Origin of the sequence: Salinicola halimionae, from assembly GCF_003206065.1 — a bacterium.
In the GTDB taxonomy this organism is placed as follows: Bacteria; Pseudomonadota; Gammaproteobacteria; order Pseudomonadales; family Halomonadaceae; genus Salinicola; species Salinicola halimionae.
This window is the reverse complement of record NZ_PZJQ01000001.1, coordinates 91,198-106,166: the sequence shown is the minus strand read 5'-3', so window position 1 is coordinate 106,166 and position 14,969 is coordinate 91,198. Positions and strand designations below refer to the sequence as shown.

Here is a 14,969-nt window from a genome sequence, read left to right as displayed (position 1 = left end):
TCAGCACTATTCAACGAGCTGGGCTATTCGTCAGAGGCTAGTCATCCTGAGCGTTCTGACCGCCCGCTTCGCTGCGACGCTTCTCTCTACGCGCTTTATTCATGCGCCCCAGTGCGAGCACCGGACCCGAAACCACGTAACACCCGAACAGTGCCAGCAGCATCACGGAAGGTTCGATCGAGATCAGCACGAACAGCAGGACGATTGCCAGCAGGAACACGAATGGCACCGGCCCCTTGAAGTCGATCTCCTTGAAGCTGTGATAGCGCACGTTGCTCACCATCAGCACACCGGCCGCTGCCACTACTACGGTCATCAATATCTTGAAGCCCAGCGATTCAGCGTCAAAGGTGTGGAACACCCAAACGCAGCCGGCAACCACCCCCGCCGCCGACGGACTCGGCAGGCCAACGAACCACTTCTTGTCGATGCTGCCGATCTGCACGTTGAAACGTGCCAGGCGCAACGCCGCACCGGCCACGAAGATGAACGCGGCGATCCAGCCAATCTTGCCGATGTCCTGCAGGATCCAGGTAAATGTCACCAGCGCAGGCGCCATGCCAAACGAAACCATGTCGGAGAGGCTGTCAAACTCTTCCCCGAAGGCGCTCTGAGTATTGGTCAGACGCGCGACTCGCCCATCCAGCCCGTCCAGCACCATGGCCACGAAGATGGCGATGGCGGCCTTGGCATAGTCTCCGTTGACGCCCGCGACGATCGAGTAGAAGCCGGCGAACAGCGCGGATAGCGTGAACAGGTTGGGCAACAAGTAGATGCCGCGACGGCGTATCCGCTTGCCGTTCTCGACCGTTTCCTCGATCACCTCGTCTTCGTCATCGTACAACGGAGACGTGGCGCCGATAGTAATGGTCTCGGGCTCTTGCTCGTGGTGGCGGTCATCCTGCGTCATGAAGCGAGTCCTTTATTGGCGAGTGCGCTCGGGCTTGATAGCCGGCTCATTCTACAGCCTAGCGGGAATCACGATAGATGCCCGCGTAAAACCCGATTCCACTGTACCAGCAATACGAAAACGGGGGCACGACCGTCGTCGCACCCCCGCTCCCTGCCTGCTGTCATCGAAAAGCGTTCAGTTCTTGCTCTTGTCGACCAGCTGGTTGGCCGTGATCCACGGCATCATTCCGCGCAGCTTGGCACCGACCACTTCAACCGGATGCTCGGCGGTCTGACGACGGCGGGCGTTCAGTGACGCATAGTTGCAGGCGCCCTCGGCGATGAACATCTTGGCGTACTCACCGTCCTGGATACGCTGCAGCGCCTTCTTCATGGCGGCGCGGGATTCGTCGTTGATGATCTCGCGGCCGGTGACGTACTCACCGTACTCGGCGTTGTTGGAGATCGAATAGTTCATGTTGGCGATGCCGCCTTCGTACATCAGGTCGACGATCAGCTTGAGCTCGTGCAGACACTCGAAGTAGGCCATTTCCGGTGCGTAGCCCGCTTCGGTCAGGGTTTCGAAGCCGGCCTTGACCAGCTCGACCGCGCCACCACAAAGCACCGCCTGCTCGCCGAACAGATCGGTTTCGGTCTCGTCCTTGAACGTCGTTTCGATGATGCCGCTACGACCACCGCCGATGGCCGCCGCGTAGGAGAGCGCAATCTCCTTGGCTTGGCCCGAGGCATCCTGATGGATGGCGATCAGATCCGGGATACCGCCGCCACGGACGAACTCGGAACGCACGGTGTGACCCGGCGCCTTGGGGGCGATCATGATGACGTCGAGATCGGCGCGTGGCTCGACCTGGTTGTAATGGATGTTGAAGCCGTGAGCGAAGGCGACGGTAGCACCCTCTTTCAGATTCGGCTCGACATCCTGCTCGTAAATCACTTTCTGGTTCTCGTCGGGAGCCAGCATCATCACCACGTCGGCGGTCTTGCACGCTTCGGCAACGCTTGCCACCTTGAGCCCGGCGCTCTCCGCCTTGGCAGCAGAGGAGGAGCCCTTGCGCAGGCCGACGGTCACATCGACGCCGGATTCCTTCAGGTTGTTGGCATGAGCGTGCCCCTGAGAGCCATAGCCGACGATGGTGACCTGCTTGGCCTGGATCAAGGATAGGTCACAATCTTTATCGTAATAAACGTGCATATGTCGAACTCCGAATCTGATGAGCGTATCGCTCGAACGTCTTGCTAAAACGGTCCTGCTAGAAACTGTCTCGCTAGAAGCCGTGCCGCTGGAACTGATGCGGCTAAAAAACATGTCAGCGTTGATAGCCATTGGCGACGTCTAGTGCGACGCGCTTCAAGACTCCGTCGATGACGAAATCAGAGCCTGGCGCCACGATAAGCCAGGCAATGTGTTGCGTAAAACGCTATATTTGCAACGCAACATCCCAATAAATGAAATAACGACGACTTGTATGGACTACCGCCCGCTCATCCAATTCCTGGCCCTGGCCGAACACCTGCACTTCGGCCGGGCAAGCGATGCCTGCCACGTCAGCCCGTCGACGCTGAGCCGTTCGATCCGCCAGCTGGAGGAAACGCTCGGCGTCATCCTGTTCGAGCGCGACAACCGCCATGTCACGCTGACGCGGGAGGGCCAGCTATTTCATTCCTACGCCCGGGAGACTCTGGAACAGTGGCAGGCGATGCAGTCCACGCTGATGGCGGAGACTCGCGAACTGGCCGGCGAGATCAGCATTTACTGCTCGGTCACCGCCAGCTACAGCTTTCTCTATCGATTGCTGAGCGAGTTCCGCCTGCGTCATCCGCGTATCGAAATCAAACTGCACACCGGCGATCCGGCGGACGCCATCGCCAGAGTTCAGGCCGAGCAAGAGGACATCGCCATCACCGCTCGCCCGCGCAGCCTGCCGGACGCACTGGCATTCAAACCGCTGACGACGTCGCCGCTGGTGTTCATCGCCCCCCGTGATGGCGCCGACTGGCTACCGGCCACGCCGGAAACGCCGACGCCTTCGCAGTGGAAAGGCGTGCCGATGATTCTGTCCGAATCCGGTCTGTCGCGAGACCACGCCGATACCTGGTTCCGGGCCATGGGCATCAGTCCGCGTATCTACGCCCAGGTCGCCGGCAACGAAGCGATCGTCAGCATGGTCGGGCTGGGGTTCGGGGTTGGCATCGTGCCGCGCATCGTGCTCGACAACAGCCCGCTGCTGGACCGCATCACGATCCTGCCGGTCAAGCCGGAACTGCCCCACTACGACGTCGGCCTGTGCGTGCTCAAGCGCCGCTTGAAAAGTGCGCTGATCGAGGCGCTATGGGCCCAGCTACCCAACTGACCCGGCCCCGACGCGCCTGAAAACGCAAAACGCCCGCCAGAATCGCTTCTGCCGGGCGTGGGTCTGGCGATGGATGGTAACTAGAGCGTGAGCAGCTTGTCGCCACGGGCAATGCCCGAAACGCCGGTCCGCGCGACCTCGAGAATGCCGATCGGCGCCATCGCCTGGACGAAGGCGTCGAGCTTGCCGGCGTCGCCGGTGATCTGCACGGTGTAGACGCTCGGGGTGACGTCGACGACCTGCGCCCGGAAGATATCCGCCGTGCGCTTGACCTCGTCGCGGGCCGCGCCCAGCGCCTTGACCTTGACCAGCATCAGTTCGCGCTCGATGTGATTGCCCTCGGTCAGGTCGACCAGCTTGACCACGTCGATCAGCTTGTTGAGATGCTTGGTGATCTGCTCGATCACCCGGTCATCGCCCACCGTGGTCACGGTCAGCCGCGACAGCGACGGATCTTCGGTCGGCGCCACGTTGAGGGTTTCGATGTTGAAGTTGCGCTGGGAGAACAGCCCCACCACGCGGGACAGAGCGCCGGGTTCGTTTTCCAGCAGAATCGAGATGATATGGCGCATCAGGTCCGCTCCGTCTTCGAAAGCAGCATGTCACGCATGGAGCCCAACGGCACCTGCATCGGATAGACGTGTTCGAATGGATCGACATAGATATCGAGGAACACGAGCTCATTGGTGTCGGCGAAGGCGCGTTCCAGCGCCGGCGCCAGCTCCTCATGCGTCTTCACCGTGATCGCGGTGAAACCGTACGCTTCGATCAGCTTGGCGAAATCCGGCAGCGACTCCATGTAGGAGTGAGCGTGGCGGGACTTGTAGTTCAGATCCTGCCACTGGCGCACCATGCCCAGCGAGCCGTTGTTGAGGTTGACGATCTTGACGCCGACATCGAACTGCTTACACGTCGACAGCTCCTGCATCATCATCTGGAAACTGCCTTCCCCGGTGAAGCAGACCACGTCGTCCTGCGGATAACCGAGCTTGACGCCCATCGCCGCCGGGAAGCCGAAGCCCATGGTGCCGAGGCCGCCCGAGGTGATGAAACGATTGGGCTTGGCGAACTTGTAGTACTGCGCCGCGAACATCTGGTGCTGGCCAACGTCGGTGGTCACGAACGCCTCACCGCGGGTGGCGCGATAGACCGCCTCGACCACCTCCTGCGGCTTGAGCGCTTCGCCCGGTTTCGAAGGCTCGTAGAGCTTGCCTTCGCGCTCGCCACGCCAGCCCTCGATGCTCTTCCACCACTCGCCCAGCGCCTCGGCGTTGGTCGCCTCGCGCTCCTGCACCAGGCTGATCATCTCGTTAATGACGCTGCCCGCCGCGCCGACGATCGGCACATCCGCCCGCACGGTCTTGGAGATCGAACTGGGGTCAATGTCGACATGCACGATCTTGGCCGTGGGGCAGAACTTCGAGGTGTTGTTGGTCACGCGGTCGTCGAAGCGCGCGCCGATGGCGACGATCAGATCGGCGTGATGCATCGCCATGTTGGCCTCGTAGCTGCCGTGCATGCCGAGCCAGCCCAGCGACTGCCGGTCGCCCTGGGGATAGCCGCCAATCCCCATCAGCGTGGTGGTGATCGGGAAGCCGAGCCGCTGGACCAGGTCGGTCAGTGCCTCGCTGGCGCCGCCGGTGACGACGCCACCGCCGGTGTAGAATACCGGCCGGCGCGCCTTGAGCATCATGTCGACGGCCTTCCTGATCTGGCCGCTATGCCCGCGAGTCACCGGGTTGTAGGAGCGAATCTTGACCTTCTTCGGATAGACGTATTCGTAGCGCTCGGTGGGCGCGGTCATGTCCTTGGGAATATCCACCACCACCGGGCCGGGCCGGCCAGTCGCGGCAAGATAGAAGGCCTTTTTTAGCACTTCCGGAATCTGGCTGGGGTGCCGGATCGAGAAGCTATGCTTCACGATGGGGCGGGTCACGCCGACGATGTCGGTTTCCTGAAAGGCATCCTCGCCGATCAGATGGCTGGCGACCTGGCCGCACAGTACCACCATTGGGATCGAATCCATGTAGGCGGTAGCGATACCGGTGACGGCGTTGGTCGCGCCGGGACCGGAAGTGACCAGCACCACGCCGGGCTTGCCGGAAGCGCGGGCATAGCCATCGGCGGCGTGGGTCGCGGCCTGTTCGTGACGAACGAGAATGTGTTGAACGCTATCCTGACGGAACAGGGCGTCATAGATGTGCAACGCCGCGCCGCCCGGATAGCCATAGATACGCTCGACGCCTTCGTCTTTCAGAAAGCGGGCGATCATATCGGCGCCGGAAAGTAATTCCACTGGTAAGTCTCCCCTGGAAGTTCGAGTGCCGCTTCGTGGTTCCGCTTCCGAAACCGGTCCGTGAGCGCCTGGCGCTATCCACGGAAACGAAGCTCAATCACGGCGGTAAGCCGCTGTCGACCTGCGGTCGACGCCTGATGCCATATCCTGGCGTCCTGGGCCCGGGGTGGGGACCCGCACTCATAGGAACCGCTCGCGCCATGGCGCTGGCAATTCCTGACACGGCAGATAGCCGCATCGGGGTTGGCGGGAACAGGCGTTTGGCCCGCGCCCTAGGTTTCTCAACAACGCTGAGAAAGAGATCCTTCGACAGGCGGGTAGAGGTCACTGGGAATCTACCCTTCACGCAGCGGCCGGGGATCGCCCGTGGATGACTGCGCCCACAATCAGGAACCGCATAGATTCCACCAGCACCCGGGGGCTGTCAACCTTCGACGCTAGCCAGCCGCTCTTCAACGGCAACAATGTCTGAACGCCGCCAGTATCGGCGACTAAAGTTGGATCGTTTTGCGCGGCGCCATCGAGTCATCCCTGCTGTACTGAATTCGACTGCTAACGCATGACTCGCCAATCAATCGGGGTAACGCGCATGTCTCCTATCGTGAAATGGTCCGCATTCGTCGCCATGGCAGGTTTTCTGTTTGGCTTCGATACCGCCGTGATATCCGGTGCGGATAGACCGATCCAGGAGCTGTGGGGGCTGAGCGATCTTCAGCATGGCCTGTTCATCATGTCGATGGCGCTGTGGGGGACGGTACTGGGTGCGATCTTCGGCAACTGGCCGACCGATCGCCTGGGTCGCCGCGCGACGCTGTTCATCATCGGCGTGCTCTACTTCGTTTCCGCCGTCGGTTCGGCGCTCGCCACCGACCCGTTCTGGTTCTCGTTCTTCCGTCTGATCGGCGGCTTCGGGGTGGGGATGTCCTCGGTCGCTGCACCGGCCTACATTTCCGAAATCGCCCCGGCCGAACGGCGCGGCAATCTGGTGGCGCTCTATCAGTTCAACGTGGTGTTCGGCATCTTCATGGCATATGTCTCCAATGCCATTCTCGGCAGCCTGCTCGGCGACGACGCCTGGCGCTGGATGGTCGGCGTCGAAGCCGTGCCGGCGCTGGTCTATACCCTGGCGCTGCTGAAGGTGCCGGAAAGCCCGCGCTGGCTGATCCTCAACCGAGGCGATACGAAAACTGCCGCCGGTGTGCTGAGCCAGATCGATCCGCAAAGTGACCCCGCAAAGCAGATCGAGGAGATCCAGGCCGCCGATCGCGAAGACAACAAGGTCCACTCGCGCTTCTTCTCGCGCCGCTACCGCTTGCCGATCACGCTGGCGTTTCTGATCGCGTTCTTCAACCAGTTCACCGGCATCAACTTCGTGCTCTACTACGCGCCTCGTATCCTCGAATCGGCGCAGCTGGGCGATAACGCCGCCCTGCTCTCCACCGCCGGTATCGGTCTGATCATGGTGCTCTTCACCATGCTCGGCATGGCCTTGATCGACCGTTTCGGCCGCCGCAAGCTCATGTACGTCGGCTCGGTGGGCTACATCATTTCGCTATCGATCATCTCGCATGCGTTCTTCACCGATAATCTCGGCGGCGCACTGATCCCGATTCAGCTGTGCCTGTTCGTGGCCGCTCACGGCATCAGCCAGGGCACCGTAATCTGGGTGTTCATCTCGGAAATCTTCCCCAACCGCGAACGCGCCAGGGGCCAGTCGCTCGGCAGCTTTACCCACTGGTTCTTCGCCGCCGTCATCACTCTGGTCACACCGTGGGTGCTGAGCGTGTTCAACGGCGGCCCGGTGTTCGCCTTCTTCGCCTTCATGATGGTGCTGCAGATCGTCTTCGTCGCCTTCCTGATGCCGGAAACCAAGGGCGTGTCGCTGGAAAAACTGCAGCAGAAGCTGTCGCCGCGCGGGGAATCAGGGGCTTGATGACGGATAACGAAAGGCGGATACGAAGGACAGACACGAAAGACAGACATGAAAAACCCGCGACGTTGAACGCCGCGGGCGGGAAAACGGTCAGGACGCGACCGTATGTCGAAATGAATCTCGCCAGTGAACCGGCCCGGCGTCGCAGCCGGGCCGATCGTCTTACTTGTCGAACACCAGATGATCGCCGTCGGCTCGGACGCGAATGGTGTCGCCCGGCACGAATCGACCCGACAGCAGATCCTGGGCCAGCGGATTCTCAATTCGGCTCTGGATCGCCCGCTTGAGCGGACGCGCGCCGAACACCGGATCGAAGCCGACCACTGCCAGCTGCGCCATCGCCTCGTCGCTGATGTCCAGCTTGAGATCGCGCTCGGTAAGACGGCTGCGCAGGCGGTCGAGCTGGATCGAGGCGATCGCCTGGATCTGCTCCTGCCCCAGCGAATGGAACACGACGACCTCGTCGATCCGATTGATCACTTCCGGCCGGAAGTGGTTGCCCACCACCGTCATCACCGCGTCCCGCATCGCCGAGTAGTCGCTCTCCTCGCCGCCCATGCGCTGGATCACGTCGGAGCCCAGGTTCGACGTCATCACGATCACGGTGTTGCGGAAATCCACCGTGCGGCCTTGGCCATCGGTCAGGCGGCCGTCTTCCAGCACCTGCAGCAGGATGTTGAACACATCTGGGTGCGCCTTCTCGACCTCGTCGAGCAGCAGTACCGAGTAGGGTTTGCGGCGCACCGCTTCCGTCAGATAGCCACCCTCCTCGTAACCGACATAGCCGGGAGGCGCGCCGATCAGACGAGCCACGGAGTGCTTCTCCATGAACTCCGACATGTCGATGCGCACCATCGCTTCCTCGGTGTCGAACAGGAAGTTGGCCAGCGACTTGCACAGCTCGGTCTTGCCCACGCCGGTCGGGCCCAGAAACAGAAACGAGCCGTTGGGTCGATTCGGATCGGAAAGACCCGCCCGCGAACGCCGCACCGCGTTGGCCACGGCAGTGACCGCTTCGTCCTGACCGATCACCCGCTCGTGCAGTGCATCTTCCATGCGCAGCAGCTTGTCGCGCTCGCCCTCGAGCATCTTGGCGACGGGTATGCCGGTCCAGCGCGAGACGACTTCGGCGATCTCCTCCTCGGTGACGTTGGAGCGCAGCAGTTGGTGCTGAGCGGGATCGGGGCCCTCACTATCGTTGACGGCATCGTTACTATCTGCGATCTGCTGCTCGAGCTTGGGAATCACACCGTACTGCAGCTCGGACATGCGTCCCAGATCGCCCAGCCGGCGCGCCGCCTCGAGATCAATGCGTGCCTGTTCGAGCTCCGCCTTGTACTGAGCCGCACCCTGGATACTCGCCTTCTCGGCCTTCCATACCTCTTCGAGGTCGGCGTATTCGCGGCCGAGCTCGTCGATCTGGATTTCGAGATTGTCGAGTCGCTTGCGGGAGGCTTCGTCGGTCTCCTTCTTCAACGCCTCGCGCTCCATCTTGAGCTGGATCAGGCGCCGATCGAGGCGGTCCATCTCTTCCGGTTTGGAGTCCAGCTCCATGCGGATACGCGAAGCGGCCTCGTCGATCAAATCGATCGCCTTGTCCGGCAACTGCCGGTCGGTGATGTAGCGGGTCGACAGCTTGGCCGCAGCGATGATCGCCGAGTCGGTGATATCGACGCCGTGATGGACCTCATAGCGCTCCTTGAGACCGCGCAGGATTGCGATGGTGTCCTCCTCGGACGGCTCGTCCACCAGCACCTTCTGGAAGCGACGCTCCAGCGCTGCATCCTTTTCGATGTACTGACGATACTCGTTGAGCGTGGTCGCGCCGACACAGTGCAGCTCGCCCCGGGCCAGTGCCGGCTTGAGCATGTTGCCTGCATCCATGGCACCTTCACCTTTGCCGGCACCGACCATGGTATGCAGCTCGTCAATGAACAAAATGACGCGCCCTTCTTCCTTCGAGAGCTCATTGAGTACGGACTTCAGCCGCTCCTCGAACTCGCCGCGGAATTTGGCACCGGCCAGCAGCGAGCCCATATCGAGAGACAGCACGCGCTTATCCTTGAGGCCCTCCGGCACTTCGCCGTTGACGATACGCTGCGCCAACCCCTCGACGATTGCAGTCTTGCCCACGCCGGGTTCACCGATCAATACGGGGTTGTTCTTGGTGCGGCGCTGCAGCACCTGGATCGTGCGGCGGATCTCATCGTCGCGACCGATCACCGGATCGAGCTTGCCCTCGGCAGCACGGGCGGTCAGGTCGAGCGTGTATTTCTCCAGCGCCTCGCGCTTCTCTTCGGCGTTGGCATCATCGACGTTGGCACCGCCGCGCAGCTCGCTGATCGCGCTCGCGAGTCGCTTGCGATCCAGCCCCGCCTGGGTCAGTACCTTGGTAAGCCCGTTTTTCATGTCCAATGCGGCGAGCAGCACAAGCTCTATCGCGATGTACTGGTCGCCGCGATTCTGAGCTTCACGGTCGGCCAGATTGAACAGCCGTGCCAGGTCCTGACTCATGCCGACGTTTCCATCGAACTGGCCGACTTCCGGAAGGTTATCGAGATAACCGACCAATCCTTGACGCAGACGGCTAACGTCGCCGCCGGACTTCTGTACCAAGCCTTTGATACCGCTATCGCGCATTTCGAGCAGGGCCATCATCAAATGCCCCGGGTCGAGCTGATTGTGCCCGCGCCCTACCGCCAGCGATTGCGCCTCGGCCAACGCGTTTTGCAGCTTGGTCGTCATGCGATCCATACGCATATCTTCTCCTCCAGAAACCGCCACAGGTCATGGCCTGACGGTTCAGTTGTTCATTAGTTGACACTTAAATGGAGGTATGTTGAAGCTTTTCAAGCATGGCGCATGAAAAATTCGCTGCGATAGAGCGCCACAGACGAATCAAATTCATGAAAAGCCTGGCCGACATTGAACTGGCGGCCGAGAGATGAGGTGATGTCAAAAAAGACAGCCGAGAACAACGACCGGGACGCGAGTCAGCGCAACCAGATGACGCTGGCCATTCGCCCCGTATGGCCGTCGTCGCGACGATGCGAGTAGAAACGCGTGTCGCAGGCGGTACAGAAATGCCCGCCGCTGATCGAGAGAACCCCGATGCGCTCCAGCCGTAGCCGGGCGAGGCGATAGAGATCCGCCATGTAGTGGTTCAGGCGATAGGGACTGCGCTCGAAAGCAATTTCGGCTTCGGGCTGCATCGCGACGAAGGCGTCGAAGACTTCAGGACCGACCTCGAACTGCGCATTGGAGATCGCCGGTCCCATCCACACCATCACCTCTTCCGGGTCGACGCCAAGCGCGGCCACGGTGGATTCCAGCACACCGCCGGCGAGCCCCCGCCAGCCGGCGTGGGCCAGCCCGACGCGACTGCCCTGCCGGTCACAAAAGAAAACCGGCAGGCAATCCGCGGTCAGAATGGCGCAGGCGTGCCGCCGATCGAAGGCGACCGCCGCGTCGGCTCGTGGCGGCTGCTGACGGTAGGCCGGCTGGTAGTTCTGCATGACACGAGCGCCATGCACCTGATCGAGCCACAGTAGCGGACGCTCGTCGCCGATTTCGGCAACCAGTCGGTCCCGGCAGCGAACCACGCTTTGCGGATCGTCCCCGACGTGGGCCGCCGGATTGAACGCCGCGAAGTCACCCCGACAGGGCCCGGTCTCGCGGGTCGTGACGAAAGCCCCCACCGTGCTTGGCGCGGTCCAGTCGGGCAGCAGCAACGTCGGCGCCTCGCGCAGCGATGATTCGGGCGCGGTCGTCAGTGTCGGCGAACAGGTTTCAGAACTCATCGATCCGACTCCCGATCCTCGCGCAATACATCCAGCAGCAGAAACATGTCGTCCGGCAAAGGCGCCTTGCACTCGACCGGCGCCCCGCTGACCGGATGCTGGAAGCGGAGTTTGTGAGCGTGCAGCGCCTGACGCGGAAATTCTCGCAGCACGGTCTTCAGCGACTCGCTACTGCCGGCCGGCATCTTCAGGCGCCCCCCGTAAACCGGATCGCCGATCAGCGGATAGCGAACGTGCGCAAGATGCACGCGGATCTGATGCGTGCGCCCGGTTTCGAGCCGGCAGCGGACGTGAGTGTGCGCACGAAAGCGTTCCTGGACCCGGTAGTGCGTGACCGCGGGCTTGCCCGCCTCGGTCACCGCCTGACGCTGACGATCCTTGGGGTGGCGGCCGATCGGCGCGTCCACCTTGCCACCCGCTGTCATCGCGCCGACCACGATGGCATCGTACTCTCGCGATACCGTTCGCGCCTGCAGCTGTGTCACCAGGGCGGTCTGTGCCGTCAAGGTCTTAGCCACCATCATCAGCCCGGTGGTGTCCTTGTCGAGGCGATGGACGATACCGGCGCGAGGTACCGCCGCCAGCGGTGCATGGTGATGCAGCAACGCATTGAGCAGCGTGCCATCGGGATTACCGGCAGCGGGATGTACGACCAGGCCAGCGGGCTTGTCGATGACCATCACGTCGTCGTCCTCGAAAACGATCGACAACGGGATCGCCTGGGGCTCCCAGCGGGTCTCTTCCTGGAGCTGGGTATCGAGCGCTAGCCGCTCGCCCCCGATCACCTTATCCTTGGGTCGCGCCTGCTGGCCGTTGATCGTCAGTTCACCCTGTTGAATCCACCCTTTCAGGCGTTCTCGCGAGAATTCGGGGAACATTTCGGCGGCAGTCTGGTCCAGACGTCGCCCGGCCAGATGTTCGGGTATGCGCTCGTCACGCTTTAGGATGTCGGCCATACGTGGGGGTCGGTTCCGTTTCGCCGGTACGTTTCGCCGGTGCGTTTCGTCGGCGCGTTTCGTCGGTACAAGGGTTTGCTTTATAGTGAGTCGGATTCGGCGGATTCTAGCACGGCCGCCAAGGAATGGTTGATACGAGGATGATGATGCGATTTTCTGCGCGATGTTCCGCTCTGGCCGCCCTGTTGGTGGCAGGCACCTTGCTCGCTGGCTGTGCCAGCAACGAGCCCGCCCCCGACCTGCAGGAACAGGATCTATACCAGCAAGCCCAGAGCTCCCTCGATGCCGGCCGTTACACGACTGCCGTCACCCAGCTGGAAGCCCTCGACACGCGCTTCCCGTTCGGACGTTACGCCGAGCAAGCCCAGCTCGAACTGATCTACGCCTATTATGAGGTCGAGGACTGGGAAAAGACTCGTGCTGCCGCCAGCCGGTTCATTCGTCTCCATCCGGATCATCCGCAGGTCGACTACGCCTACTACATGCGCGGTCTCGGGGCCTACCAGGCAGGTCGCTTCAGCCTCGAGAGCCTGGCCTTGATCGATATTTCCAAGCGCGACCTGGGCGCATCGCGGGATGCCTACGTCGATTTCGGCGAACTGGTGCGTCGCTTCCCCGATAGCGCCTACGCCCCGGACGCCCGTCAACGCGTCATCTATCTGCGCAACGTCCTGGCACGTCATGAACTGCAGGTTGCCGATTTCTATCTGCGTAAGGGTGCCTACGTCGCTGCCGTCGAGCGTGGCCGCTGGGTCATCGAGCACTATCCGAAGGCCGAAGCAACGCGAGACGCGCTGGCAGTCATGGTGGAGGGCTATCTCGGTCTCAACATGCGCGATCGCGCCCAGACCGTACTGCAGACGTTGATTCACAACGATCCCGACAACCGCCAGCTCGATGGCGATACCTTCGTGCCCAAGCACGTCGATGTCGATCCGCCGCTGACGCTGAAAGGTTAAACGCTACGAGCTACGCGAGAAAAAGCGCCGCTTGCCGACCAGGCACGCGGCGCTTTTCATCGAGCATGCATCCTGCTAGCTGCCCGGCTGCCAGCCATTGACGATGGGGTAACGGCGATCGCGGCCGAAGCCGCGCAGCGTCACCCGTACCCCGACCGGCGCCTGACGCCGCTTGTACTCGCTTCGGTCGACCAGCTTGACCACCTGATAGACGTCGTCGCGCTCAAAGCCCGCCTCGATGATCGCCTCGGCGCTCATGTCTCCTTCGATATAACGCTCGAGAATCGCGTCCAGCACGTCGTAGCCCGGAAGGGAATCGCTGTCCTGCTGATCCGGCGCCAGCTCGGCAGAGGGCGGACGCGTAATCACGCGCTCGGGGATGGCCGGCTCCTGAGCGTTGCGCCAGCTGGCCAGACGATAGACCCAGGTCTTGTAGACATCCTTGAGCGCATTGTAGCCACCGACCATGTCACCATAGAGCGTGGCATAACCCACCGCCATCTCGCTCTTGTTACCGGTGGTCTGGACCATCAGGCCCTTCTTGTTGGAAATCGCCATCAGCAGCACGCCGCGCACCCGAGACTGCAAATTCTCTTCCGTGGTATCCGCTGCCAGCCCATCGAAGCTCTCGGCCAACGTCGCGGTAAAAGCTTCGACCATGGGGGCAATCGGCATGACTTCGTAACCGACTCCGAGCATTTTTGCCTGTTCGGCAGCATCGGCCTGGGATATCTCGGCGGTGTAGTGATACGGCATCATCACTGCATGGACTCGCTCTGGCCCCAGAGCGTCGACCGCGATGGCCAACGACAGTGAGGAGTCGATACCGCCGGAAAGCCCCATGACGACGCCCTTGAAACCACTCTTGTTGACGTAGTCACGAAGCCCGGTCACGAGCGCGCAATACAGGTTTTCTTCGCCACCCAGCAGCGGCTCACGCTCACCGACCTGAGGCGCCCAGCCATTGTCCTCAAGGGTAAAGCGAACCGGCATCAACCCGACCTGCCAGAACGGAGCGCGCACGGCGACTTTGCCCGAAGCATCGAGCACCAGCGAGCCGCCGTCGAACACCAGTTCGTCCTGGCCGCCAATGGCATTGACGTAGACCAGCGGCTTGTCCACCTCCCGCGCTCGCTCGGCAAATAGACGCTCGCGCTCGGCGGGTTTGTCGAGATGAAACGGCGAGGCGTTCAGCGTTACCAGAATGTCGGCGCCCGCTTCGGCAGATTGACGCACTGGCACTCCGTCCCATAGATCTTCGCAAATCAGGATTCCGAGCTTGGCTCCCCGGTGCTCGATCACCAGGGGCTCGCGCCCCGGTTCGAAATAACGATCTTCATCGAAGACCAGATAGTTGGGCAGGGCCTGCTTGGCGTACTCGCCGCACCACTGCCCGCCCAGCAACGCGCCCGCCAGGTTGCGACGCTGACCGTCTCGCATGCCGGGATAACCCACGATGACCAATGTTTCCGGTGCGATCTTGCCGATCTTGCAGGCCATCTCCTCCAGCGCCTCTTCCAGGCGCGACTCCATCGCTCCACGCAGCAGCAGATCCTCCGGCGGATAACCGGTCAGGAACAGCTCGCTGAACACGACCACATCCGCACCGTGTTCGATGCGGGCTTCGCGGACCGCTTCGATCGCCGCGGCGGCGTTACCGGCGACATCACCCACCATTGGGTCCAGTTGCGCCATCACCAGGGTCAGATCTTGCATGAGTAAATTCGTCTCCAGACAGATGCGGCGCTCGGGCGCCTCGTTG

General features: G+C 61.9%; 11 protein-coding genes. 3 read left to right on the top strand and 8 right to left on the bottom strand.

Annotation, left to right across the window (positions count from 1 at the left end):
• Nucleotides 1-37 precede the first annotated feature (37 nt).
• Together pssA and ilvC are read right to left on the bottom strand one after the other, a co-directional pair.
• Entirely contained in the window at nucleotides 38-910 is an 873-nt protein-coding gene (gene pssA / locus DOM27_RS00525) for a CDP-diacylglycerol--serine O-phosphatidyltransferase (protein ID WP_075561372.1), read from the bottom strand.
• A 177-nt stretch (nucleotides 911-1,087) separates the two neighbouring features.
• Complete coding sequence (gene ilvC, locus DOM27_RS00520) at nucleotides 1,088-2,104, bottom strand: ketol-acid reductoisomerase (RefSeq protein ID WP_075561371.1); 1,017 nt, start codon at nucleotides 2,102-2,104, stop codon at nucleotides 1,088-1,090.
• 274 nt (nucleotides 2,105-2,378) lie between these two features.
• Here ilvC and ilvY point away from each other — a divergent pair, with 274 nt between their 5' ends.
• Complete coding sequence (gene ilvY / locus DOM27_RS00515; RefSeq protein ID WP_110654117.1) at nucleotides 2,379-3,263, top strand: HTH-type transcriptional activator IlvY; 885 nt, start codon at nucleotides 2,379-2,381, stop codon at nucleotides 3,261-3,263.
• An 80-nt stretch (nucleotides 3,264-3,343) separates the two neighbouring features.
• Here ilvY and ilvN read toward each other — a convergent pair whose 3' ends face one another.
• Nucleotides 3,344-3,835, bottom strand: a complete 492-nt coding sequence (gene ilvN / locus DOM27_RS00510) for an acetolactate synthase small subunit (RefSeq protein ID WP_075561369.1) — start codon at nucleotides 3,833-3,835, stop codon at nucleotides 3,344-3,346.
• Nucleotides 3,835-5,559: an acetolactate synthase 3 large subunit gene (locus tag DOM27_RS00505; protein WP_110654116.1), complete on the bottom strand. Its 1,725-nt coding sequence runs from the start codon at nucleotides 5,557-5,559 to the stop codon at nucleotides 3,835-3,837. Before DOM27_RS00505 ends, ilvN begins: the two co-directional genes overlap by 1 nt.
• A gap of 589 nt (nucleotides 5,560-6,148) precedes the next feature.
• Here DOM27_RS00505 and DOM27_RS00500 point away from each other — a divergent pair.
• Nucleotides 6,149-7,492, top strand: a complete 1,344-nt coding sequence (locus tag DOM27_RS00500) for a sugar porter family MFS transporter (protein ID WP_110654115.1) — start codon at nucleotides 6,149-6,151, stop codon at nucleotides 7,490-7,492.
• A 162-nt stretch (nucleotides 7,493-7,654) separates the two neighbouring features.
• Here DOM27_RS00500 and clpB read toward each other — a convergent pair whose 3' ends face one another.
• The 3 genes from clpB to rluD all read right to left on the bottom strand — a co-directional run bounded on the left by clpB (nucleotide 7,655) and on the right by rluD (nucleotide 12,248).
• Nucleotides 7,655-10,252, bottom strand: coding sequence for an ATP-dependent chaperone ClpB (gene clpB / locus DOM27_RS00495; protein WP_110654114.1), 2,598 nt, complete (start codon nucleotides 10,250-10,252; stop codon nucleotides 7,655-7,657).
• Between the two features lie 233 nt (nucleotides 10,253-10,485).
• Nucleotides 10,486-11,292 carry a peptidoglycan editing factor PgeF gene (pgeF, locus tag DOM27_RS00490; RefSeq protein WP_110654113.1) on the bottom strand — a complete coding sequence of 269 codons (807 nt, stop codon included), beginning with the start codon at nucleotides 11,290-11,292 and terminating at the stop codon, nucleotides 10,486-10,488.
• Complete coding sequence (gene rluD, locus DOM27_RS00485) at nucleotides 11,289-12,248, bottom strand: 23S rRNA pseudouridine(1911/1915/1917) synthase RluD (RefSeq protein WP_110654112.1); 960 nt, start codon at nucleotides 12,246-12,248, stop codon at nucleotides 11,289-11,291. The genes pgeF and rluD overlap by 4 nt, the downstream gene beginning before the upstream one ends.
• Nucleotides 12,249-12,394: 146 nt before the next feature.
• Between rluD and DOM27_RS00480 the strand changes: the two genes are divergently transcribed.
• Entirely contained in the window at nucleotides 12,395-13,207 is an 813-nt protein-coding gene (locus DOM27_RS00480; RefSeq protein WP_110654122.1) for an outer membrane protein assembly factor BamD, read from the top strand.
• Between the two features lie 75 nt (nucleotides 13,208-13,282).
• Here DOM27_RS00480 and DOM27_RS00475 read toward each other — a convergent pair whose 3' ends face one another.
• Complete coding sequence (locus DOM27_RS00475) at nucleotides 13,283-14,923, bottom strand: NAD+ synthase (RefSeq protein ID WP_110654111.1); 1,641 nt, start codon at nucleotides 14,921-14,923, stop codon at nucleotides 13,283-13,285.
• Nucleotides 14,924-14,969 lie beyond the last annotated feature (46 nt).

What these genes read in the sequence shown, in the direction of transcription:
- pssA (WP_075561372.1), bottom strand. Translation starts at nt 910, where the DNA reads ATGACGCAGGATGACCGCCACCACGAGCAAGAGCCCGAGACCATTACT.
- ilvC (WP_075561371.1), bottom strand. Translation starts at nt 2,104, where the DNA reads ATGCACGTTTATTACGATAAAGATTGTGACCTATCCTTGATCCAGGCC.
- ilvY (WP_110654117.1), top strand. Translation starts at nt 2,379, where the DNA reads ATGGACTACCGCCCGCTCATCCAATTCCTGGCCCTGGCCGAACACCTG.
- ilvN (WP_075561369.1), bottom strand. Translation starts at nt 3,835, where the DNA reads ATGCGCCATATCATCTCGATTCTGCTGGAAAACGAACCCGGCGCTCTG.
- DOM27_RS00500 (WP_110654115.1), top strand. Translation starts at nt 6,149, where the DNA reads ATGTCTCCTATCGTGAAATGGTCCGCATTCGTCGCCATGGCAGGTTTT.
- clpB (WP_110654114.1), bottom strand. Translation starts at nt 10,252, where the DNA reads ATGCGTATGGATCGCATGACGACCAAGCTGCAAAACGCGTTGGCCGAG.
- pgeF (WP_110654113.1), bottom strand. Translation starts at nt 11,292, where the DNA reads ATGAGTTCTGAAACCTGTTCGCCGACACTGACGACCGCGCCCGAATCA.
- rluD (WP_110654112.1), bottom strand. Translation starts at nt 12,248, where the DNA reads ATGGCCGACATCCTAAAGCGTGACGAGCGCATACCCGAACATCTGGCC.
- DOM27_RS00480 (WP_110654122.1), top strand. Translation starts at nt 12,395, where the DNA reads ATGCGATTTTCTGCGCGATGTTCCGCTCTGGCCGCCCTGTTGGTGGCA.
- DOM27_RS00475 (WP_110654111.1), bottom strand. Translation starts at nt 14,923, where the DNA reads ATGCAAGATCTGACCCTGGTGATGGCGCAACTGGACCCAATGGTGGGT.